The organism is Pseudomonas sp. TAE6080, from assembly GCF_018732265.1.
Taxonomy (GTDB): Bacteria; Pseudomonadota; Gammaproteobacteria; order Pseudomonadales; family Pseudomonadaceae; genus Aquipseudomonas; species Aquipseudomonas brenneri.
In genome coordinates this window covers 15,277-38,331 of record NZ_JAHIDY010000032.1, presented here as the reverse complement: position 1 = coordinate 38,331, position 23,055 = coordinate 15,277, and the positions used below count along the sequence as shown (strand labels likewise).

The following is a 23,055-nucleotide window of genomic DNA, read 5'->3' as shown; positions in this document are numbered from 1 at the left end:
TCAATCGCCATCGCCGGCTTGCCGGCGATGGTGGTAATCCTGAGTCAGTCCCCCAGCGCCTCACCCTCACGCCGTGGATCCGCGCCACCACTCCACGTTGCCTTGCCCTGGGCATCCCGCACCCGCACGATGGCCTGGGTGCCGCTGGTCATGTCGATCTCGCTCAAGGCGTGCCCCCGATCCTTGAGTGCCGCTTTCAACTGTGCGCTGAACAGCCCTCGCTCCAATTCGGTCGCGCCGTTGCGGCTGCCGAAGTTGGGCAGGCTGATGGCGGCTTGCGGGTCGAGGTTCCAGTCGAGCATGCCCACCAGGGACTTGCTCACGTACTCGATGATCTGCGAGCCACCGGGTGAGCCGACTGTGGCCAGCAGTTCGCCACTTTGGCGGTCGAAGACCAGGGTCGGCGCCATGGACGAGCGTGGGCGTTTGCCCGGCTCGATACGGTTGGCCACTGGCTGGCCGTTTTCCTCAGGGATAAAGGAAAAGTCCGTCATCTGATTATTCAGCAGGAAACCCTGGACCATGACATGGGAACCGAATGCCGCCTCGATGGTGGTGGTCATTGATACCGCGCCGCCCTGGTCATCCACGGCCACCACTTGCGAGGTAGAGATGCGCAGCGGCGAGCGATCCGGTGCGTAGGCCACCTCAATCCCGGTCGGCTGGCCTGGCTTGGCCACGCCCATGCTGCGCTCACCGATCAATGCCGCGCGGCTGGCCAGGTAACGGGGGGCGACGAGGCCCGCGAGCGGTACCGGGACAAAGTCTGCATCGGCGACATATTGCGCACGGTCGGCGTAGGCCAGGCGATCGGCCTCGGCAATCAGATGCACCGCTTCGGGCGCAGGTTCCAGGCCGGCAGCTGTCGCGGTCTTCACGGGTTTGAGCGGTGCCAGGGCCCAGCGCGGGTCACGGGCTTCCAGGGCCTGCAAGGTGCCGAGGATCTGCGCAATGGCAACCCCGCCCGACGACGGCGGCGGCATACCGCATACCTGCCAACGCTTGTAGTCGGTACACAACGGTGTGCGTTCCTTGGCGCGGTAGCCTTTGAGGTCGCTCAGTGCAAGGCTGCCAGCGTTGCGGTGGCCCTGGACTTTGCGTGCAATTTCCTCGGCGATCGGGCCTTGGTAAAGCGCGTCGGGTCCCTCTTTGGCAATACGCTTGAGTACATTGGCCAGCGCCGGGTTTTTCAGCACGGTGCCGGTGGCTTTCGGGCTGCCGTCGGCATTGAGAAAGTACGCCGCCATGTCCGGCGACTGGCTGATATAGCGGTCGGCAGCGAGCAGGCTGTGCAGACGCGGGGAAATTGCAAAGCCTTGCTCGGACAACTGGATCGCCGGCTCGAACAGCCGGGCCCAGGGCAGACGACCGTTCTGTTCGTGGGCCATCTTCAGTGCACGTAATACACCAGGCGTGGCGACCGAGCGACCACCAATCTGCGCCTGGGCAAACGCCATCGGCGTACCGTCGGCATTGAGCAACAGGTCGGCCGTCGCGCCGGCCGGTGCGGTTTCACGGCCGTCATAGGCCCGTACCTGCTTGCCATCCCACAGCATGATAAAGGCGCCACCGCCGATCCCCGAAGACTGCGGTTCCACCAGCGTCAGCACCGCTTGCATGGCGATGGCCGCATCAATCGCCGAGCCACCCTGGCGCAGGATGCTCCGCCCGGCCTCGGCCGCCAGCGGGTTGGCCGCAGCGGCCATATGGCGCCCGGCATGGCGTACGGTCATGTCGGTGCGATAACCCGAACCCAGCTCCGGCGCAGGAGGCAAGCCGGGGGGGCTGGCGCTGTGGCAGGCACTGAGGCTGAGGGCGGCGACGATCACCGAGAGACTGGTAAGACGCTGCAAGCGTAGGGTGAAAAGCACGCGCTGAACTCCGTTCATTTTGAGAATGATCTGTTGTCCCTGGGGTGAGGTTTTGCGGGTAAATCGCACCTGGCAGATATCTGCGGGGAAGGAGGGCGGACACTAACAGCGGGGAGACAGGAGCGTCAAAAGTTGATGGGTAACAGAATCAATCTTGCACAACCCCCTTGAGGGGAGGGTCACGCTATTCATTATCAAGTGAATGATTGGCTTTTTTGTGAATATTTAGATATCGACAAGTAGCGTTAAATTGGAGATTTTTTAAGTATTTCAAAGCAGATTGCAGAAAATAATTCTGCTTTAAATGTATGGATTTGTTTCTGAATTGTAACAAATGCTTTTCTAAATGATAAGGATTTACATTACACTCCGCAGCCTTTAGTGCTCCGTCTTGGTGCATATTGGCTTAACAAGGACTGTTTGCAATGAAGAATCCCCCCTACCTGTTCAGTTCTCTTTTCATGGCCTTCGGTGTGCTGAACGCCGCCCCGGCGTTGCAAGCGCAAGAGATTGGCGAGGTCGATAAACAGGCCGTCACCGAACTCGATACCTCGTTTGTCACCGCCACCGGCGGTGCCACGGACCTGCGGGATGCGCCGGCCAGCGTCAGTGTCATCACCCGTGAAGAAATCGAGCGCCAACCGGTGTACGACCTCAATACCCTGCTGCGGCGTGTGCCGGGTGTCACGGGGGGCTTCGGCCCGGTGGGGGAACAGTCGAAAATCAAACTGCGTGGCCTGGACGACAAATACACCTTGGTCCTGGTGGACGGCAAACGTCTGGGCGGTTCGGGAGACTTGAGCTATCGCCGTGACCTGGCACGCCAGGACCTGAACTGGATCACCCCGAACATGATTGAGCGCATCGAGATCGTGCGCGGCCCCATGTCTTCGCTGTACGGCTCGGATGCCATGGGCGGTGTGATCAACATCATCACACGCAAGGTCTCGCGGACCTGGAGTGGTTCTGCCAACGTCAACACCACGATTCCCGAAGACTCCGACCGTGGCCAGACCACCCAGACCAGCCTCAACCTGTCCGGGCCATTGACCGAGTCCGTCGGCCTGCGCCTGGGCGCCAACCTGACCCGCCGCGCCGCCGATGAAGTCACGGCGCGCCTGGATAAGGATGGCGAGTTCATGTACGGCGACGGCGCTGGCGGCGCCAAGGACCACAGCGTCAACGCCTTGCTCGACTGGAAAATCAATGACGAGCAGAGCCTGTCGTTCGAGGCCGTGCATGGCGTCGAGCGGTCCTGGTCGAGCAAAAAGACCTTTGGTGACTGGGGCGAAACCATGGGTGCCGGCTTCGGCCCCGGCCGTTTGATTCGCGACAGCTATTCCGTGTCCCACACTGGGGACTGGAGTTTCGGTACGTCGAAAGTGGACCTGTACCTGAACAAGTTCAAGAACGACATCGACTGGGGCAAATCCAGCGCCGAAGAGAAAATCGCCGAGGGCAGCCTGAACATTCCGTTCAAACTCCTGCTCGACCAGCGCCTGACCGTGGGCGGGCAGTGGAAACGTGAAGAACTGACCAACAGCGACACCCTGGGCACGGTGCCGGTGGACTATCAAGGTGTTGCGGTCTCCGGTTCTTCACTCAAGGGTGACTACTCGGCGGCGTTTATCGAAGATGAGTTGTACTTGCTCGATAACCTGGCCCTGACCCTGGGCAACCGTTTTGACCACAGTGAAGACTACGGCAACCACAACAGCCCGCGGGCGTACCTGGTCTACCATCCGCACCCGGACTGGACCGTACGCGGCGGTGTGTCCAAGGGCTTCCGTGCGCCCAGCCTGAAAGAGGGCAGCGCCGGTGCCGCCACCGAATCCGGCGGTCGCGGTTGCGGCTCGTTGAAACCTTTGGGTTATGTGAGCGGCAGTTGCTGGATGGCCGGTAACCCGAACCTGTCGCCAGAAACCAGCGTCAACAAGGAGATTGGCGTGTCCTTCGACCGTGACGGCTGGGAGGCCAGCCTGACCTACTTCCACACCGACTTCGAAGACAAGATCGAATACGCGCCACTGGGCCAGTTCCAGGGCCGCTGGTGGACCATGCTGGAAAACGTCGAAGAAGCGCGGACCCGTGGCTGGGAAGGTTCGGTTCGCGTCCCGCTGACCGACTCCCTGGACTGGCGCACCAACGCCACCTACATGCTGGAGAGCAAAAACCTGTCCACCGGCGAAGACCTGATCAGCGCGCCCAAGCTGTCAGCCTTCAGTGCGCTCAACTGGCAAGTCACCGACTCACTCAACACCGAACTGTCGGCGCAGCATGTCGGCAAACAGCGTGGGGCAGGTAATGACTTCGTCAAGTCGTACACCACCTACGACCTGACGGCGAACTTGGCCGTGACCAAGTGGCTGACCTTGAATGGCGGTGTGCAGAACTTGCTGGACGAAGATGCACGTGATGGTTCGACGACGTTCTATGTGCCGGGGCGTGCGTTTTTTGCCGGGGCTACTACTTACTTTTGAGGTGTAGCCATGCCCGCGAGTTTCAGGGGCTCGCGGGCTTTGCTAGAACAACTCGTCCAGTTGTTCGAAAAACTCTCGTTTTGCCGGCTTATCAGGTTCGCCCAGTCGGTCGAGAAAATCCTGTGCCGACTGCTCCGAAATATCTTCGCGAAGGTTGCGTTGTGCAAACGCGATGTCCAGCCAACGATCGGCGATCCCCCCACGGCCCAGGTCGATGAAGTGCAGGCGGTCTTGAGTGTCGACGAACACATTGGTGTCACACAGGTCGCCATGGCTGAACACGGGGTCTTCCTTCGGCCGCGTGGCGTGCAGATGGGCCAGCAGTTGTTCGGGGGTGTTCAGGTCTGGCCACGGGTGCGGCTCGGGCTCTTGCGCGCACAGGTCATGTGCAAGCAGGTATTCCAACTCGTTCAGGCGCTGTGACACGCTTGAGTCGAAGGGGCAGCCGGCGATGGGGACGTTCTGTAACTGGCGCAGTGCCTCGCGAAACAGCGCCAACAGGGCGCCAGGCTCATCGATACGCGCCTGGATCGGGGCGCCCGGCACACAACGGGTGATCATGAATTCGCCGTCGGTGCTTTCAGCAATAACTGTCACCTCGGGCACATTCAGATGGCCATCTACCCATTGCAGTACACGGGCTTCGCGCAAGACGCTGTAGGTCGTGGGCGCGTAGATGGCTGCGCAGGTTTTAAGAAAGAAACGATCATTGCCCCGGGTAAAACTGAAGACATCGCAGGGCGACTCGCCGACGTCATCGGCGATCAGCGGGGCATCACTGATAAATCGCGCGATGGTCCTGGGGAGTTCGAAAGGCACAGGCCTTGGCCTGGAAGACTGGGAGAGCACACATCACCTTTTCTGAGGGGGTGGAGTGACGAGTATGAATCGCCTCGGGTTTCGCAGACACCTCTTTGCCACTTTTCACCCAGTTTGCTAAAGGGCGAGTATGCGTTGTATTAGGTCGCCTAATACTCAGAACGATCGGAGATCAGATTATGGCGAACAGGGCTTTGGTGCCGGATCAAGAGCTATGGAGTGCATGGACGCCTGCCGAGTTGGCTGTTCGCCTGAAGGCTGTCTCGCTTCCATGGTGTGTTGTCGGCGGGTGGGCGCTTGATCTATGGCGCGGCGAAAAGACGCGAGAGCATGACGATATAGAGTTCACCATGTTGCGAGACGATTTCCCGGCATTCCGGCACGCGCTTGGCGATCTTGATATGTACACCGCGAAGAGTGGAGTGCTCACTTTTCTCCCCTTGGGCCACATCCCGGGGCTAGACATTCATCAGGTGTGGTGTTTCGACCCCGTTGCTCAAGCCTGGCGGGTGGACATGATGATTGAATCAGGAAGCCCTGAAGTATGGGTTTACAAACGTGATGGGGCTATCCGGTTTCCCCGTACAGAAATGTTGTATTTGAGCAGTGAAGGCATCCCATATTTAAGGCCCGCAGCGATCCTCTTGTTCAAAGCCCAGCATGTGCGGCCCAAGGATGAAGAGGATTTTCACAAGACCTTGCCTACGCTGCCCGATGAGGAGGTGGCGTGGCTGAGGCAGCATTTGCTGAAGCTTCATCCGGGGCATCACTGGATAACCCCTTCATGACCGCTACAAGTATTCAGCCAACCTGGGGGCATAATTTGGCTGGCGTGTACCAGTGGACTGTAGAGTCGATGTGAACGTGTTTTTGCTTTTCAGGCATGAAGGGCGTGTCAAGCGTGCCCAGTGCTATCGAAACCCAGTCGGCAAATTCGCCTTGAGACCGTGACCAGAACAACGTCGAACCACAGTGCGCGCAGAATTCGCGTAACACCGTCTCTGAGGATGCATAGGTTTTGATGCTAGTGGCGCCGCCAAGTATTCGTAGCGCGTTGCGGGGAACGCTGCCGTACGAAGCGAATGCTGCCCCGTGAGCTTTACGACACTGGCTGCAATGACAATGACTCACTGCTTTTGGTGTGGCACATAGCTCGTAACTGACGGCTGCGCATAAGCAGCTTCCTTGGTACATCGCAGCCATACGCTCTTCCGTGCATGTGAAAAATATCAGCTTAACCGTCAGGGCAGGTCTAATCCCAGTCACAGATACGAGAGTTTTCAGCCATACAGGTGGGGCTAGGCGTCGAACTTCGACATCCCCCTAGTCCACGCTCAACCCCCACAACACATCCAGCACATGTTGTGTAGGCCGTTCGACGTCCCCGCCACGGTGAGCAATGCCCAGTTGGCGCCATAATAAGGGCTGTAATGGTCGCATGACGATCCGGGTATCAGGCAATGGCGTGGAGGCTTCATGCGGCAACAACGTAGCACCATAACCGGCCGCCACTAGGCTTTTGATCGCGTCGTTGTAGTTCAGTTGAATGCGTGGCACGGGCAGCAGTCCTTCGCTGGCGAACCAGTCTGAGGTCAGGCGCGAGAGTCGAGTAGTGTTGTCATTCAGAATTAATCGCTGAGCGGCCAGCCAGCCAGGGGTCACAATATCCGGGCACTCCCAGCGAGCCGGCAGGAAAGCCATGACCGGGTCCCGCCGCCATGGCTCGATCCGCAATTGCTTCACTGGTGTCTGTGGCAGTGCGACCAGGCCGATATCCAATGAGCCCTCGACAAGTCTCCCCAGTGTTTCCTGCGACGTGAGCACCGCAACTTGCACATCGATGGCGGGGTGTCTTTGGCCTAGTGTTTCTAGGGCTTGTGGCAGTAACTGTGCGATAGCCCCTGTGGAGGCGCCCAGCCGCACACGCCCGGCCAAGCCTAGTACCTGACGCTCCACGTCCTCAAGGGCCTGCTCCGCATCCGCCAACAGGCGCCGCGCACGGGCCACCAATGTTTCTCCAATCGCCGAGGGCTGTACACGCCCACGTGTGCGCGATAACAGCTTGCCGCCAACCCGCGACTCCAAGTCGGCAATATGCAAACTGACCGTAGGTGGCGCGAGGTGCAGTGCCCGAGCCGCTTCGGCAAACGAGCCCAGATCGGCAATGGCAACCAGCGTGCGCAGTCGGTCCAGGCTGATTTCGCGCATAGGTCATTCCTTGTTCAGAAAAACTTAACTTCATCGTTTGGAAATTCAACTTTTCCTATCTTAGCTCGTCACTGAAGATTGGAGCTCCTGATTTCCTATACCGAGCGCATTCCATGGCAAGTCCTCTTATATTTATTGATGGCGACCAAGGCACCACCGGTTTGCAAATTCAGCAACGCCTATCCAGCCGGAGTGATCTGCGCCTGATGACACTCAGCCCCGAACACCGCAAGGATCCGCAACATCGCGCCGAAATGATCAACGCCTGCGATATCGCGATTCTTTGCTTGCCTGATCAAGCTGCGCGAGACGCTGTAATGAGCATCGAAAACCCCGCCGTTCGGGTGATCGATGCGAGTTCGGCGCACCGCACTCATCCAGGCTGGACTTATGGTTTTGCACAGATGAGCCCGCAGCAGGCCAAACAAATCGCCACAGCGCGGCGGGTCAGCAATCCAGGTTGCTATCCCACGGGAGCGATAGGGCTGCTGCGGCCATTGCTAGAGGCCGGGTTGCTGCCCAGGGATTACCCCGTAAACATTCATGCGGTATCGGGATATTCCGGAAAAGGGCGCGCCGGAGTGCAAGAGCATGAGGGCGAGTACGCATCACAAGCGCTCGCGTATCAGGTTTATGGCCTGGGGCTGGCGCACCACAAACATGTTCCGGAGATTCAGCAGCAAAGCGGTTTGACGCAGCGGCCGATGTTTGTGCCGGCTTACGGGGCTTTTCGGCAGGGGATCGTACTCACCATACCGTTGCAACTTCGGTTGTTGGCGCCGGGCGTGAACGCGGTGCAGTTGCATGCATGCCTTATGCAGCACTACCGCGATACCGAGCATGTGCAGGTGATGTCGATGCAGGAGGCCAGAGCGTTGACCTACCTTGATCCCCAGGCGCTTAACGGGACGGACAGTTTGCGTTTGGTGGTGTGTGAAAATGATGAGGCGGGGCAGGTTCTGTTGGCTGCTGTGTTTGACAATCTTGGGAAGGGAGCTGCTGGAGCGGCGGTGCAGAACCTGGACTTGATGATTGCGGGAGTATGACGTCGACTAACATTGGCTCTCAGGTGCGGGATGATCCGTTGCTGAATATTGCTCGCCCGCTAGCTACAGAGCCTGTCCAGGATCCAGACAGTTAAGGGACTGGCGTTCACATATTTCTTATTAGAGCAAAGCTATGATGCTCTCCCGTATGCAGTGAGCCTGATAGGACGACCGATTATGAATTTGAGTGTCCTCTATGCATTAGCTGCTGCGGCGTTGTTTGGCGCCAGTACTCCGCTCGCCAAGCTATTGGGTGTGGATACTCCGCCCATTCTGTTGGCAGGACTGCTCTACCTGGGCAGCGGACTCGGCCTGGCCATTGTTCGTTTTGCTCGCGATCAACGCTGGCAACGGCCCGGGCTTCCTGCTGGAGAGTGGCCCTGGTTGATTGGCGCCATTGTCTTTGGGGGTGTACTTGCTCCCGTGGCTCTCATGTACGGCCTCACTCGGACAGCGGGAGCCACGGCGTCGCTGATGCTCAATCTTGAGTCGGTCCTCACGGCAGTGCTGGCGTGGGTCGTGTTCAAAGAGAACGCAGATCGTCGTATCGTTATCGGCATGATCGCTATTGTTTTGGGTGGGATTGTTCTGTCGTGGCCGCAAGGGCAGGCGACGACTCACGATTGGACTGGGCCGCTGGCCGTGGCTTTCGCCTGCCTCTGTTGGGCCATCGACAATAACCTGACCCGCAAGGTCTCTGCCTCCGATGCGCTTTTTATAGCGGGGAGCAAAGGCTTGGTCGCAGGCGTGGTCAATTGCTGCTTGGCGTTTGCCATTGGGTTACAACTGCCAGCCTTGGCGACGTTAGGGCCAATCATGATGCTTGGGTTTCTTGGGTATGGCGTGAGTTTGGTGTTGTTCGTTCTTGCCCTCCGGGGGCTTGGAAGCGCGCGCACCGGGGCATATTTTTCCACTGCTCCCTTCCTCGGCGCGGTCATCTCGATCCTAATCTTGGGCGAGTCGGTATCGCTGATGTTCTTGCTTGCTGCCGCATTGATGGCCATCGGTGTCTGGATTCACTTGATGGAACATCATGCTCACGAGCATCAGCATGATCCCCTCAAACACAGCCATCGCCATACGCACGATGAGCACCACCAACATGAGCACGGCTTTGAGTGGGACGGTACTGAACCGCATAGTCATCCGCATGAGCACGCACCGATCCAGCATAGCCATGCTCACTTCCCCGATATACATCACCGGCACAAGCACTGATCTGGCCTTGGTGGATCACTGATCCCGCAGACTGCAGGCGACGGTCAGTTCAGTATCGGAAAGGGGGCGGCGTTTTATCTCGGATCGCTTCATTTGGGCTTAGGGGGATGCAAGGAGAGATAGCCAGAAACAAGAAAGCCCGCACGAGGCGGGCTTCTTGAGGTGATTCATAGACTGCTGTAGACATCTATGGATCGGTACTTGGTGGCTACACAGTCATTTGAACCAAATTCATAACCTACTGTATTTAATATTTTTTTTAGCTGTTAAGTCAGGTTGGCATACATGTAGGCATACATGCCGCCGGGATCTCAACGAATGCTCCTCTCATACCTGATCTTGGCATAATGTCGTGCGTCTCGACAAAACGACGGACCTCGGACTGATCTACCAAAACATGGCGTCCATTGCCTTCAAGTGGCATTACTAGCCAAATAGGCTGGAAAAACTGGATTTGTGGGTGATGTTGGATAGATGGTTAGCCGCCAATCGTTATTTTGATGTGAGCCCCTGAACATAGGAATGCGGAGCCTTCCTATGTTCAGGGGCTTGGTCTGAAAGTCTTAATGACTTTGGTGTTGGCGACAGTCGTCAAACAAGCTATCTCCGCAGATGGGGTGTCGTTTGCGGCTTCGGCGCTAACCAGTTAGTGCTAAGCGTATTGGTACGAGCTTCCGATGCTTGGTTTTATTGGACGCCGCCACACCGTTGAAACCGGCCTGGACGACAACAAGTGTTTTCGTAGTGCTTGCCTGTTGCTGATGTAACGGTTACCCCCATACCTGCTGGCGTTTGAGGAAGCTCTCGATGGTGTGTGCGGCCTGCTCGATTGAGGAGGTTGTGCTGTCAATGACAATGTCGGGGGCCACCGGGCGTTCATAGGGCGAGTCAATGCCGGTGAAATTCTTGATCAGGCCTTTACGTGCCTTGGCGTAGAGGCCCTTGGGGTCGCGCTGCTCCAGGACATGCAGAGGCGCATCGATAAATATTTCAATAAAGTCGCCGGGGACGAACAGCGCCCTGGCCATGCGGCGTTCCTGTTCGAAGGGCGAGATCAGGCAGACCAGGGTGATGACCCCAGCATCTACCATCAGCCTGCCGACCTCGGCCGTGCGCCGAATGTTTTCCTTGCGGTCGTTATCGGCAAAGCCCAGGTCGGCGGTTAAGCCCTGGCGTAGCCGGTCGCCGTCAAGCAGGCAGGTGTGCAGCCGCTTACCGTGCAGGCCGGCCTGCACGCGATTGGCAATGCACGACTTGCCGGCCCCCGACATACCGGTGAACCACAAGAGCAATGAGCGATGCCCTTTGAGGGTGGACTGGGCCTGGCGTTCGATCTCAAACGGGTGGGGCACCAGGTCCGGGGTACGCAGGGGATGTGAAGGTAGTACCAGTGACGGGGGCATGAAAGACATCTCCATGGGGGCGGATGACAGTCAGAATTCAATTACCGCTCGGTAGCGCACTGTGTTGTTGCGCAGGGCGTCCAAGGCCTGGTTGATCTGCTCTGTCGGGAAAATCTCCACCATCGGCCAGACATGGTGTTCGCTGGCAAATTCCAGCATTTTCAGCATGTCGTGACGCCCGCCGACGTTGGCGGTACTGACGGTCAAGGTCTTGTAGGTCATGGCAGGAATGTCCAGCGTGACCGGGCCGGGCATCCCGGCAAAACACAGGGTGCCATGGGGGCGCAGCAGGGCGATGGCCCGTTCCCAGTCCTGGTCGTTGGAAGCGGTGATTAGCAAGAAGTCCAGGGTATTTTCCTGTGCCTGCAACGTGGCCAAGTCCAGGGTGTAGAAATGGCGCGCACCCAGCTGTAATGCCTGGGCTTTCTTGTTATCGGAGCTCGATAACGCGGTGACCGTGCAGCCGAACTTGGCTGCAAACTGGATGGCCAGGTGGCCGAGCCCACCGATGCCCAACACGCCCACTCGCATGCCTGGCCGGGTGCCCCGTAGCAACGCGGTGAACACCGTCTGCCCGGCGCAGAACAGCGGCGCGGCCACATGAGAGGGCAGGTTGTCGGGGAGCAAGAACACGAAGCGGCTGTCGCAGGTCAGGAAGTCGGCAAACCCGCCTTTTTGCCCGTTACTGCAGGTTGGCAGCACGGCCGCACAGTGTTGCTCTTCACCCTTGAGGCACCACTCGCACGCCAGGCAGGCGCCCTTGTACCAGCCGACGCCGACGCGCTGGTCGGGGCTAAGGTGGGTAACTGCCGACCCGGTGCGCACCACGCGCCCCACAACTTCATGGCCACACACCTGTGGGTATTGGGAAGCTTCACCCCAATCGCCTTCAATCAAATGCAGATCGCTGGTGCAGGCTCCGCAATGGGTCACCTGGATCTCCACTTCGTTGGCCCCGGGATCCGGGAGTAGGTAGGTGAACGGTTCCAGTGGAGAGCCCGGCCCATAGGCGGCCCAGCCGTTAGTAGTGCGTGTCATGGGTTCACTCCTGGGTTAGGTTCAGTGCCGTGAGGTACTGTTGGGTCCATTCAGCGTCGATCACCGGGCACTCCAAATGATCGAGCAGCAGCGGCGGTGGAGGGTTGAAGTAGCTGAAGTCATCAATGATCATCGGCAGGATTAACAGCGTACGCTGCAACACGGCCTTGCCAGGGGCCTGTTCCTTGAGTCTGGCTTGCCATTGTTCCAGGGGCAGTGGTGCATACTGGGTTGGTCCCAGAAGCGTCTGTATCCAGGCGCATAACTGGGTCCATTTGAGGTTCGCCGCAGGGTTATACAGGTGCTGTACGGGCGGTGAACCCAAGGCCTGGCCGTGGATCGCTGTGTGGGTAAATACCTGCGCGACATAGTCCACGGGGGTCAGGTTCATTGACCAGCTCGCTTCGTCTGGCCAGGCATTGAGGGCCAAGCAGCTGCGAATCAGTAGCCCGACATAGTCCTCCTGGTTTATCGACGCGCCACTGTCGGGATGTGCGGGGGCGCTGATGTCGCCACAGCGCAGAATGTTCAGGGACAGCCCGCGGCTTTCGCAAAACGCAATGGCCAAGTGTTCGGCCACCAGCTTGGCGCGGTTATAGCCGGTCGATGGCACCGGCTCCGGTAGGGTCGAGGCAAACACCACGCCGGCCCCGTTTGCGGCTGCCAGGCCGAGCACCTCGACCACACCGCCGACGTTGGTCTGGGCCAGGCGTTCATAGCGCTTGAGCCAGTTGACGTCGGCGGCGCAATGAATGATGCAGTCCACGTCTTGGCACAGCCGCTGATAGGCCGCGCTCGCTAGGCCGAACTGTGGTTGCGCCAGATCCCCGGCCAGGCCCTCGACCCGAGCTGTGCGGGGCGACAATCCCAATTCGGCTACCCGACGTTGAGCCTGGGCCGCATCATCCGCACGGACCAGGCACAAGACCGTCTCCACACCGGCTGTTTGTTGCAGTTCGGCAACCACCCTGCGCCCTAGATACCCAGTCGCTCCGGTGACCATGATTGTGCGTCGGGCCAGGCGTCGCGGCGCCTGCGGCAGGCTCGCCACAGCCGTGGTCAACCGGGCCAGATAACGCTCGGCTTCTGCCGTGACCGAAAAGGCCACTTCCAACAGCGGCGTACCTTGCAGCCGATGGGCCAGCAGCTTGCTGATCCCTGCCACCGTCGAGTCGCGGGTGATATCGGCAATCGTAAGGTCCGTCTCGAATGCGCGATTGATCCGCGTCATCAAATCCAGCAGCAACAAGCTGCCGCCAATATCGATAAAGTCGCTATCGGGCCCCAAGGTGACCCCTTTCAGGTTCATGCAGCGCGCCCACAGCCTGGCCACCCGTACTTGCAGCGGCGTCAGCGGCGGTAGGTCATCCGCCAGCGGTGCTAAAGGCTGCAGCAACAGGGCTTGGGCACCCAGACGTTTCTGGCTCGCTCCCGCCGGAATCGACGCGGCAAGAAAGTACCCCAGCGGCACACTGAATGCGGGCAGGTGCTGGCCTGCCCACTGGCGCAGGGCGCCAGCAACTGGGGGGTTGTCGGGGTCCTGGGCGTTGATAAATGCCACCAGTTGCATATCCTGGCCCTCGCCACGGGTAGTGACCAGAGCGCTGCGTACCTCGGGGTGGGTCATCAATACCCGCTCGACGTCTGCGCTGAAGATCTTGAAACCGCGTACCTTCAAATGAGTCGTCGCACGCCCTATCAGATAGACCTCTCCGGTTTCGCTCAGCCGCACCATATCGCCGGTACGCAGCAGCCTGTGTGCCAGCGCCGGGCAGTCGGTGGCCATTGGATTTTCCACGAAGGCACTGCGGTTTGCCGCGTCGTCATTGAGGTAGCCCACGCTGAGGCCCGGGGTATGGACGTACAGTTCACCGTGGCCACCCAGCGGCGTGCAATCGAGGGCCGGGTCTAGCACGTAGGCCTGGGTTCCGGCGGTAAATTGCAGATGTCCGTCCGGGGCGGATAACGCGACATCTCCGGCTTCATTCGAGCCATACAGGTCGATCACCCGGCAATGCGGCAGGCAGCGCACGAGATTCTGGCGCGTGGTCGCTGGCAATTGTTCGCCGCTCAGCCACAGGCAGTGCACTGCGGCAAAGGCTTGTTTGAACGCCGGCTCATCCTGCATCAGGCCTGCCGCCAGGCTGGGGGTGATCATCAATTGGCTGAGCTGGCCCCACTGGACGAATGCCCGTAGAGCCTGAGGATCCAACACCATGGCATCCGGAATCAGGCAGGCGGTGGCACCGCTGAAAATAGGGTAGTAGACATACCCAGCCATCCAGGCATTGAGGCCCACGCGGTCGCCCGGGCGGATGTACTGTTGCCAGAGCTCCAAGGAATCAAGGCGACCGTGTTCGGCGATGGTGACAATCTTCGCCGTGCCGGTAGTGCCGGAGGTAAGCAGGCCGTAAGCTAGGTCATTGACGACAGCTGCACGTCGGGCTACGGCAGCGGGCGCGGGGTCCAGTTCGTCGAACACCAGGGTGCGATAACCGGGCGGCAAGTCGTTGAGACTGGTGGTGTCACCTATCACCACCACCGGCTGGAGGTTGGCCAGGGCCTTGGCGGTAGCCTCCAGGCCATACCAGTGAGGGATATCGAGGTAGGGCCAGCCCAGCAGGCTGCAGGCGGTCATGGTGATCAGGCTTGGAAGGTCCTTGTCCAGACGGATAGCCACCCAGCCGCTATGGGTGCAAACTTTCGACAGGCGCTCGGCCAGCGTGGCGGCATGGGCATGCAGTTGCCTGGCATTCAGTTGCCTATGCGGTGTCATCGCGACCAACCTGTCAGGGGCTTGGTCCAGTAAGCGCAAGAAGTGTTGCTGCCATGATAGGGCCGGCGCGGTGGCAGTGCTGGCGTGGCGGTTGCTGGCGATTTGATGCGTGCGGCTACGTAGGCTCGCATTTAGCGCAAGGGTTGCCAGTTGCGCACTGATTCGCGGGGCCTGAGCGCCAGGGTTGGACGGATCGATGGCTATCAGGGGCAAGTCTAGGGCCCTGGCCGATGGCGTGTCAGGTGCCATTAGGCACAGGAACCTCTGACGCGCCTGCTCGGAAGAGCAATAGGCTATATTTTCGTCGGTCGTCAGCAGCACCAGCGGCCCGTCCTGCAACATGGCCAGTTCACGCATGGTTTCCTCGTTCAGCATCTGGCCGCTGCTGTCCAACAGCCAAAGGGCATAGTCTTCGGGGAGATGGGCCGCCAGTTGCAGGGCGCTACTGCGATGCTCGTCGGTTGGGGCCAGTAACAGGACTTGGAGTCGCGTCGTGGTCGGTTCATGCAGGCACTTGAGGTGATCCGCTGCATCAGCCAGCCGTTGCCAGGTGGCGGATAGCTGGAAAAACCGATAAATCACCTGCTTGTTCCGCGCCGTTTGTTCCACTATCTCAGGGAATTCAATGGCCGAGTGTGTCACCGGGGCGAACCCGGATGAGCGCTCGGCTTCATCATGCCAACCCTTGAAAAACTGCCATTGCGCAATCTGTTCCGGCTCCCATGACAACAGTCGTGGGGAATAGTCGATACCGGCAAAATCGCAGAAACGCATCAGGGTGCCTTGGGTATCCCCCATCAAGTCGGCGTCACTGTCCAGGTACAGCACTTGGTCGCTGGGGCAATGCTCTAGTACTAGATTATGGATGCTCGCCAGCTCATCGAAACCCGACTCGGCGGCATCGAAATAAGTGGTGCCGCCGCCCTGGCTCACGCGATAAAGCGATTGCATGACATCCAGTGGCTGGCGTACCAGGAAGACATGCTTGAAACCCGTCAACCAGGCGCCATCAATGGCCTGGAAGTCAAAAAAATAGGCGATCTCTTTAGCAAATTGCAGTCGCATGGGCAAAGCGGGGCGTTGGCACAGCAGGTCCATCGCGTGGCTGTAGCGGGAGATGCCCACGGGGCCTTGTTCGGCCTGACGGGTGCGCTCGATCAGCGCATGCTTGGCGGGAAAGTGCTGCAACAGGAAGGGTTCCGACAGCTGCTCATGTAGCACCCTCACGTCTGGATGTTGCATCACGGCCCGCTCGAAGGCGGTCGAGCGGCTCCGGGAGACGGCCCAGAGAATTACGTTGGGCAGATGAGATGACGTCAGCATAAACAGCTCCTGGGCAGGGCCTGTACACGTGAGGTGTCAGAGCTCGCCTGCGGGTTTTTTCAGCACAATGAAACCCGACAGCAGAATAAGGACCAGGCCGGTAGCGGTTCGGCCGTTCAGCATTTCGTTGAACAACAGGGCGCCCCAGGCGATGGCAAAAATCAGGTAGGTGTAGTCAAACGCACCAATGACCGAGGTCTCACCAACTTGGTAGGCTTTGGCGAGCCCGATGCTGACGACTACCATCAGGACCGCCAATACGATCATGATCCACCAGTCGCCCTGGCCCATGGCCGACCAGCCTCCAATCAGGAATCGTAAACCGTCATCCACCGGAAAATGCGGGCCGGTCTGCAGCACCACCAGGCTGCCCACCACCCCAATGATCAGCAACGCGACATTCATGGCCAACGCCAAGAGTACGGGGTCCTCATCGGCACATTTGCCCTTGGTCACCACCACGGCAAGGGCGTATAGAATGGCGGCGAGTACAGGCAGTAGCGCATAGGTATTGAAGTCTTCGGTGCTCGGCGCCAGGGTAATCACGACCCCGACAAAACCCAGGCAGATCGCCAGCCATTTGCGTGTGGTCACGTTCTCCTTCAAGGAGAGGGCCGAGAACAAAGCGATGAACAGAGGTGTGGTATAGATAGCCAAGGCGGCGACGGTCAGGCTGATGAAGGGCAGTGCGCCGTAAAAGGCGATCCACATCAACGACAGCAGCAGGCTTCTTATCACCACCCACAGGGGAGACAGCGGCCACAAATTCGTGGCGCCGCGCAGGTGAACCACCAGCGCCATCAGAATGCCCGAGGCCAGCACAGAACGGATTACATACAGTTGCCACATTGAAGTATCGGCACTGGTTGCCTTTATGATGGCGTCTGACACCGAGAGCAAAAATACCGAACCTACAACGATAAGAATGCTTTGTCGGTTATCAGTGGCGGTTATCGTAGTGCTTCCAGACATGAGTTTTCCTTGATTAACTGCTTTAAGGATTCTGAGTGCGCACTGGCAGTATTTAAAGTGACTTATGGTTACGCAGAAGGACTGAAAATTATGGATAATTTCAAACGCTCACTGCCCCCACTGTCCAGCCTTGTGCCTTTTGAAGCGGCGGCGCGACTTGAGAGCTTTTCCAAAGCCTCTGAAGAGTTGAACTTGACCCAGGCCGCAATTAGCAAACAGGTGCGTTCTCTCGAAGAATTCCTGGGTGTTGCGTTATTTACCCGCAGAAATCGGGCGGTATTCCTGACGGCGGCGGGTGTCGAATTTCGCGATGCCGTTCGGACCGCATTCCTGGGTATTGCGTCGCAAGCCGAAGATCTGAAAAAAGGCCGGGAAAGCAGCGAAGTAGTCCTAGTGGCACAGTTGTGCGAAGCTTTCTATTGGCTGACGCCCAATATTCCCGCGCTGCATAGGAAGTACCCGGATATGGAGGTGCGCCTTAACGCATCGACCCAGCCCATCACCGCAACCGCTGAAAAATTTGATATCGCCATCCAGACCTCAGGCCGGGCTTCTGGCGATCACACGCGGCTGTTTACCTTGAGCGATGACATCTATCCGGTATGTAGCCCACGCTACCTCGCTTCTTTTGGCAGCACGCCGCTGGTCTTGGCGGACTTGGCCAACCTGCCGCTGCTGCACCACGTTGCAGTACCGCAAGACTGGAGCACCTGGAACGATTGGTTGCTGGAATTCGGCATCAAGGCGGGTGGCTCCAAGGACAAACTCTTCGACAGCTATCCAGTGATGATGCAGGCTTGTGTCGAGGGGTTCGGTTTTGCATTGGGGTGGCGTCGGACCACCGAAAAAATGCTCGCCAGCGGCGACCTGGTACGGCCCTTTGCCGAATCCACCCATCTGCCGGAAGCCCTGAGCGTCTACAAATGGCGAGACGCCAACCTGCGTCCGGCAGCCCGGCAGTTGCTGGATTGGTTGAAGTCATCCTTTGGTGACTGAGGCGCAATGCCTGCGTTCGGTCCTTCGCTGAGAAGGCAGGGCAGATCAACAGCGAAAGCTAGAGCGCAGGACCGTTCGCTGAGGAGCTCGCTTGCGATAGCGGCAGTTGGAACACCGCAGGGTGTCAGATATTCAACGTCATCGTTAACGACCACCTCAGGCAAGCCAGCTCCCTACAGGGAGACGCGCCCGGCTCAATGGCCAGATTAGCTATTAGGTGGCGACGGTAGCACTGCCAGTACTTATGGTATCTGATACACCACTATCGCAGCCTCGCTCTCGACATAACCCCCAAGGGGAGTTTTCAAAGACCCTACGAGGGTGTCAGCAGGCCAAGGGCCGCCAGGGTTTTTTTCTGGATGTCATGCACGGCGTGTTCGCTATTAGCACCCAGGCCAGGGTCAACGACAAAGCGTCCTTGCTGGTAGCCATCACTGCTCAATCCCCGCTGGACGCTGGCGCACAGGGGCACATCTTCTTCGCGAATAACCGCTACAAAGTCGATGACTTCCTGCTCTTCCCTAGTGGGTGTGGCGGCATCGCAAAACCATTCGACCACTTGTAAGGTGTGATCCACTGCGATGGGGATGTGGTGCAGGACATTCATATAGCCCCCCGGGTACACCTCCAGGCAAAAGTTTGGCCATAAGTACCAGGCACCAAACTGACGGGACTGTGGTGAGGTTTCCTTCATCGTATACCCTTGATTCGTTCCACTGTCGTGGCTGACATGGGCGTGGTAGTGCTCATGGATCGCCAAGTGGTAGCTCTTGAGATCAAGGGTGGCCATGGACAGGGTCGGATGGCACATCGGGCAGTGATAACACTCCGAATAGTTTTCCACCGAAACTTTCCAGTTGGACTGCACGCTGTAGTTCTTGGAATACGCATGGGACAATTTTTCCGGCGCCGGAGCAAAGGATCTTATGGAGTCTTCCAGGCCGGGAAGCAGGGCTTGCATGGATGCGCATTTGCTGTCGAAATTGATAAAAATAAACCCGCAAAATACCTCAAGCCGGATGGGCGCGAGCTGCACCTGCTCAGTACAGAAGTCCTTGAGATGCTCGGACTTTCGCGCGCTGACCAACTGGCCCTGGGTGTTATAGGTCCAGGCATGGTAAGGGCAGGTCAACAGCCCAGGCACATGGCCACTCCCCTCCACGAGCCGGTGTGCACGATGCTGGCAAACATTGTGGAATGCCTTGAAGTCGCCGTCCTTGTCTTTGACCACCAGGGCACTCTGGCGACCCAGGTCCCGGACGTAATAGTCACCGGCCTGGGCCAAGGCTGAAACGTGGCAAACGTACTGCCAGGTCTTGCAGAAAATCAGCTCCATTTCCTGTTCGAAGAGCCGGCTATCCACATAGTGTTCGCTGGGTAAGGTGAAGGATGCAAAGGGATCGGTGTCGAAGCCGCGAGCCAGATGCAAGGATGATGGGGCGCTGGACATGGAGCCTCCATGGATCAACGTGGTGGAAAGGGCCGCGGCGCTCAACTGTACTGCGCGACCGGTGATTCGAAATGCTGGGGGTCGAGTTCGAGCCCCAGCCCCGGGCTATCCAGTACATACGCACGGCCCTGGCGAATGTCGAACCCTCCCGTGGCCAATTGCACATCGTGGTGCCGGCAGCAGTTCCAGCTCGCGCGATGAAAACGCGCTGGCGTCGCTGTGGCCAGATGCATGACGGCGCTGTCCGAAATCAAGGTGCCGCCGACGTCCTCGATGTTCATCTGGATTCCGTGATGGATGCAGAAGTCGCGCAGTTGCCGGGCCTTGGTCAAGCCACCGACCCGACCGATTTTCAGCCCGATGACCTGAGTGATGTTATGGCGTTGGGCATACGCAAGGTCTGCCAGGGTCACAATAGACTCATCAAGGATAATCGGGTTACGAGTCATCTCGCGCACGGCGCGGCACTGATCCATGGACTCACAGGGCTGTTCGAAACACACCGTAGGATCCTGCACGCTGTTCATCACCGCGACGGCATCGGCCACCGTCCAGGCACGATTGACGTCGAACGTAATCACCTCGCCCGGCAAGCGCTGCGCAATCAGGTTGTTGATCCGCGTCACATCCTCTTCGACACCGGTGCCGACCTTGCAGGAATGGGTGCGGTAACCCTGCTGTCGGGCGGCCGCCAGGTGTGTGGCCATAAGGTCGGGATTGTCTGTGGGAATGCTGCTCTGCAAGGCAATCGAGTCCTGGAATTTACCCCCCAGCAGGGCATACAACGGCAGGTTGCAGTGCTTGCCGAGAATGTCCCAGCACGCCAGGTCAATTGCCGCTTTCACATACGGGTGCCCAGGCAGCATCACGTCCATCCGCTCGTTGATCTGGTCCAGGTGCAACGGGTTTTCCCCCATCAGATGGGGCGCCAGTTCATCGATCCCCGCCCGTACGCCTCTGGCATAGGCCGGCAGGTAGGTGGCGCCCCATGGGCAGCTTTCACCCACCCCCAGCATACCTATAACGACCACGGTGGAATCCAGCGCGGCATAGTGCAGGCGACCGCCGCTGAGGCTGTATTTTGCCTTGAGCGGGACGTCGAACTGGTAGACCTTGATGGACGTTATTTTCATGGCACAAGTACCCCCTCGGCCTGGGCAAGACCCGCCATGCGAGGCGAGATGGCAACATCCAGAATCGATTGTTGGAAAATCCGGTTGATAACGCTCAGCTTTAGCTCATGGCGTTTTTGATCGACTACCGCGATGCTGTCGAAGCACGGCTCGTAGCTGTCCATGTGTTCGGCCACCCAACTAGGGCCGCAGCTCCAGTTGACGACCTGGGTGACCAGCGAGGGCGACAGGCCCATGGCGCCGCCAATTTCAGCGGCCTCCCCGAGAATGACCCGGTTGATACAGGCGAGGAATTCCACCAGATGCGTCGCCAGCTTGATCTTTTGATTGTCGGTGAACCGGATGCCGGAGTGGAACGTTTCCGGCAGTGTGGGGGTGATCCGGCCGAAAGCATCCTCGGTAAAAGCGCCGCTGTGTCGGTAGTTACGATTGGCGCCGTAGGGCGAGGGTGCCTGGAAGTCGGCCAGCGCAAGCGCAATGCTGTTTTCCTGTTCGCTCAAGGCTGCGACCTTGACGTGATTGTCCTGAGTGTCGAACCGCGCTCCGGCCTGTCGATAACGATCAGCGATGATCCGCCCCAAGGGAATCGCCACCCCCAACTCATCGGCCAGCGCCTCGGTGAGGCTCATGTCCTTGACCGTGATCTCCAGGGTGCACGAATGGTCGTAGCTGGCGTCGAGCATAAACGGGGTCAACTGATTGCTGACAAAGCAGTTGCCGCGGGAGGTTTTTACGAAATCCCAGAACCAGTGCAGCGGGATCTCATTGGCCCGGGCCAGCACCAGCAACTCGGCCCACACGGCGGTGGCGGCGTAAAACAGCAGGTTGGTCAGTAACTTGACGGACTGCCCGGTGCCGATCTCACCTACATAAAATGCCTTGCGGCCCATGGTCTCCAGCACGCTGCTACTTGATTGATAACCGACTTTGTCGCCACCGATGTAGAAACACACATTGGCGAAATCTACCCCCATATGCGACAGATTGCTGACCGGGGCTTCAAGGCTATGGATGTGTTTTTGTCGGGCCAGTCCGGCGATATGCCGGGTGTTGTGATAATCGGTGGTGGAGGTATCGATCCATACCGAGTTTTCCGCCATCCCGGCCAGCGCACCCTCCGGCCCGGTCATGTTTTCCAGCACATGATGGGGTAGGGGCAGGCAGGTCACGACAACCTCACAGCCGCTGGCACACAGCGCGGGGGTGGCCTTCCAGCGCGCACCTGCAGTGATCACGGAGCGCGCACGTGTCGGGTCGATGTCATACACCTGAACCTCGTATCCGGCGAGCAGCAGACGCTCCACCAGTGGCCGGCCCATATTTCCAACACCGATGAAGGCGATTTTGTTTGGCTCTGCGGTGTGCATATCGCTTCTCCTGTGGGCCGCTTCAAGCGAACTCGCGCGCCCTGCCGGCGCCCTGGCCGGATACCCAGATGGAATTGAAGTTATCGAGCATGACCTGCCGGCAGGCGACCGTCTGGTCACTGCCTAGCGGGGTAAACACGGCAGCGATGTCCGGGTACACAAAAAACGGCAGTGACACCCTGGCGCTGCTTGCACGGTGGATCACCTGGTGCGGCGTACTGGTAAACAGGCCATTGCTCCACTTCATCAACATATCGCCGAGATTCACCACCACTTCGTTGGCGCGGCAAGGAACGTCGATCCACCGGCCTTGTGAAAAGGCACTGAGGGCACAGGCATCTCGCGGGTCCTGGAACAGCAAGGTGAACATGCCGTTGTCGGTGTGCTTGCCCGCGCCACTGCCCGAGGGTGGGTAATACAGCGCACGCTGGATCAGCACCGGGTTGGAAAAAAACGCCTGGAAAAAATCCCGGTCCAGCCCGAGGGATAGGGCCAGGCCGCGCAGTAGTGCGGGCACTACCCGGTCCAGTACTTCTTGTTGTAGAGCGAGCATGGACTTGGCAAAACCGGGGGCCTGGCCCTCGCTGGGCAACAGGTTCGGCCCGGTAAACGGCAAGTCGCAGGCCGGCGCTTCCCGGCCCATGTCGAAATGCTGCTTTCGATCCGGGCCGGTGGGGGGATGCAAGGTCTCGCCAAACGTATCGACATATCCACGGCACGTCTTGGGGATGACCACTTGCCGGTCCTGACAGAACTGGTTCTTGGTGGACAGTGGCAGCGCGAAGAATTGGCGGGCGGTTTCCAAGGCATCCGCTATCAACGAGGGCCGTATGCCATGATCGGCCAGGTAGAAGAATCCATCATTGACGCAACATTCGCGCAAACGGCTGATTTCATAATCTGCTTGGGTCGATTCAAGACGCTCAAGGGAAATACTATTGAGCACATCCATGTT

General features: G+C 58.8%; 17 protein-coding genes. 5 read left to right on the top strand and 12 right to left on the bottom strand.

Annotated features, from left to right (window positions below):
• Window positions 1-44: 44 nt before the first annotated feature.
• Window positions 45-1,889, bottom strand: coding sequence for a gamma-glutamyltransferase (gene ggt, locus KL786_RS21555; protein ID WP_215518922.1), 1,845 nt, complete (start codon window positions 1,887-1,889; stop codon window positions 45-47).
• 407 nt (window positions 1,890-2,296) lie between these two features.
• Here ggt and KL786_RS21550 point away from each other — a divergent pair, with 407 nt between their 5' ends.
• Entirely contained in the window at window positions 2,297-4,351 is a 2,055-nt protein-coding gene (locus KL786_RS21550; RefSeq protein ID WP_215518921.1) for a TonB-dependent receptor domain-containing protein, read from the top strand.
• Window positions 4,352-4,393: 42 nt separating this feature from the next.
• Here KL786_RS21550 and KL786_RS21545 read toward each other — a convergent pair whose 3' ends face one another.
• Entirely contained in the window at window positions 4,394-5,170 is a 777-nt protein-coding gene (locus tag KL786_RS21545; protein ID WP_215518920.1) for an APH(3') family aminoglycoside O-phosphotransferase, read from the bottom strand.
• A gap of 179 nt (window positions 5,171-5,349) precedes the next feature.
• Here KL786_RS21545 and KL786_RS21540 point away from each other — a divergent pair, with 179 nt between their 5' ends.
• Complete coding sequence (locus KL786_RS21540) at window positions 5,350-5,958, top strand: nucleotidyltransferase domain-containing protein (RefSeq protein ID WP_215518919.1); 609 nt, start codon at window positions 5,350-5,352, stop codon at window positions 5,956-5,958.
• Window positions 5,959-5,971: 13 nt separating this feature from the next.
• On the opposite strand, the gene KL786_RS21535 is transcribed toward KL786_RS21540, so the two are convergent.
• Together KL786_RS21535 and KL786_RS21530 are read right to left on the bottom strand one after the other, a co-directional pair.
• Window positions 5,972-6,373, bottom strand: coding sequence for a GFA family protein (locus KL786_RS21535; protein WP_215518918.1), 402 nt, complete (start codon window positions 6,371-6,373; stop codon window positions 5,972-5,974).
• Window positions 6,374-6,493: 120 nt separating this feature from the next.
• Window positions 6,494-7,378, bottom strand: coding sequence for a LysR family transcriptional regulator (locus tag KL786_RS21530; RefSeq protein WP_065944323.1), 885 nt, complete (start codon window positions 7,376-7,378; stop codon window positions 6,494-6,496).
• Between the two features lie 113 nt (window positions 7,379-7,491).
• Between KL786_RS21530 and argC the strand changes: the two genes are divergently transcribed.
• Window positions 7,492-8,424, top strand: coding sequence for an N-acetyl-gamma-glutamyl-phosphate reductase (gene argC, locus KL786_RS21525; protein WP_215518917.1), 933 nt, complete (start codon window positions 7,492-7,494; stop codon window positions 8,422-8,424).
• Window positions 8,425-8,601: 177 nt separating this feature from the next.
• Complete coding sequence (locus tag KL786_RS21520; RefSeq protein ID WP_215518916.1) at window positions 8,602-9,642, top strand: DMT family transporter; 1,041 nt, start codon at window positions 8,602-8,604, stop codon at window positions 9,640-9,642.
• Between the two features lie 770 nt (window positions 9,643-10,412).
• Here KL786_RS21520 and cysC read toward each other — a convergent pair.
• The 4 genes from cysC to KL786_RS21500 are packed head-to-tail and all read right to left on the bottom strand — an operon-like array spanning window position 10,413 to window position 17,154.
• Window positions 10,413-11,045 carry an adenylyl-sulfate kinase gene (cysC, locus tag KL786_RS21515; RefSeq protein ID WP_060765849.1) on the bottom strand — a complete coding sequence of 211 codons (633 nt, stop codon included), beginning with the start codon at window positions 11,043-11,045 and terminating at the stop codon, window positions 10,413-10,415.
• 30 nt (window positions 11,046-11,075) lie between these two features.
• The gene (locus tag KL786_RS21510) at window positions 11,076-12,083 is read right to left on the bottom strand and encodes an NAD(P)-dependent alcohol dehydrogenase (RefSeq protein ID WP_068575866.1); all 1,008 of its coding nucleotides are present in this window, start codon (window positions 12,081-12,083) and stop codon (window positions 11,076-11,078) included.
• A gap of 4 nt (window positions 12,084-12,087) precedes the next feature.
• Complete coding sequence (locus KL786_RS21505) at window positions 12,088-16,182, bottom strand: SDR family oxidoreductase (RefSeq protein ID WP_068575867.1); 4,095 nt, start codon at window positions 16,180-16,182, stop codon at window positions 12,088-12,090.
• 36 nt (window positions 16,183-16,218) lie between these two features.
• Window positions 16,219-17,154 carry a DMT family transporter gene (locus tag KL786_RS21500; protein WP_060765851.1) on the bottom strand — a complete coding sequence of 312 codons (936 nt, stop codon included), beginning with the start codon at window positions 17,152-17,154 and terminating at the stop codon, window positions 16,219-16,221.
• 9 nt (window positions 17,155-17,163) lie between these two features.
• Between KL786_RS21500 and KL786_RS21495 the strand changes: the two genes are divergently transcribed.
• The gene (locus KL786_RS21495; protein WP_230962007.1) at window positions 17,164-18,150 is read left to right on the top strand and encodes a LysR substrate-binding domain-containing protein; all 987 of its coding nucleotides are present in this window, start codon (window positions 17,164-17,166) and stop codon (window positions 18,148-18,150) included.
• Window positions 18,151-18,463: 313 nt separating this feature from the next.
• Here KL786_RS21495 and KL786_RS21490 read toward each other — a convergent pair whose 3' ends face one another.
• Genes KL786_RS21490 through KL786_RS21475 form a run of 4 tightly spaced genes read right to left on the bottom strand, consistent with a single transcriptional unit; the run spans window position 18,464 to window position 23,052 of the window.
• Window positions 18,464-19,600, bottom strand: a complete 1,137-nt coding sequence (locus tag KL786_RS21490) for an aromatic ring-hydroxylating oxygenase subunit alpha (protein WP_060765853.1) — start codon at window positions 19,598-19,600, stop codon at window positions 18,464-18,466.
• A 41-nt stretch (window positions 19,601-19,641) separates the two neighbouring features.
• Window positions 19,642-20,733 (bottom strand): mandelate racemase/muconate lactonizing enzyme family protein, encoded by a 1,092-nt coding sequence (locus KL786_RS21485; RefSeq protein WP_215518915.1) that lies wholly within the window; start codon window positions 20,731-20,733, stop codon window positions 19,642-19,644.
• The gene (locus KL786_RS21480; RefSeq protein ID WP_083235680.1) at window positions 20,730-22,100 is read right to left on the bottom strand and encodes an NAD(P)-dependent oxidoreductase; all 1,371 of its coding nucleotides are present in this window, start codon (window positions 22,098-22,100) and stop codon (window positions 20,730-20,732) included. Before KL786_RS21480 ends, KL786_RS21485 begins: the two co-directional genes overlap by 4 nt.
• 22 nt (window positions 22,101-22,122) lie before the next feature.
• Window positions 22,123-23,052 (bottom strand): isopenicillin N synthase family dioxygenase, encoded by a 930-nt coding sequence (locus KL786_RS21475; protein WP_068575870.1) that lies wholly within the window; start codon window positions 23,050-23,052, stop codon window positions 22,123-22,125.
• Between the last annotated feature and the right edge of the window lie 3 nt (window positions 23,053-23,055).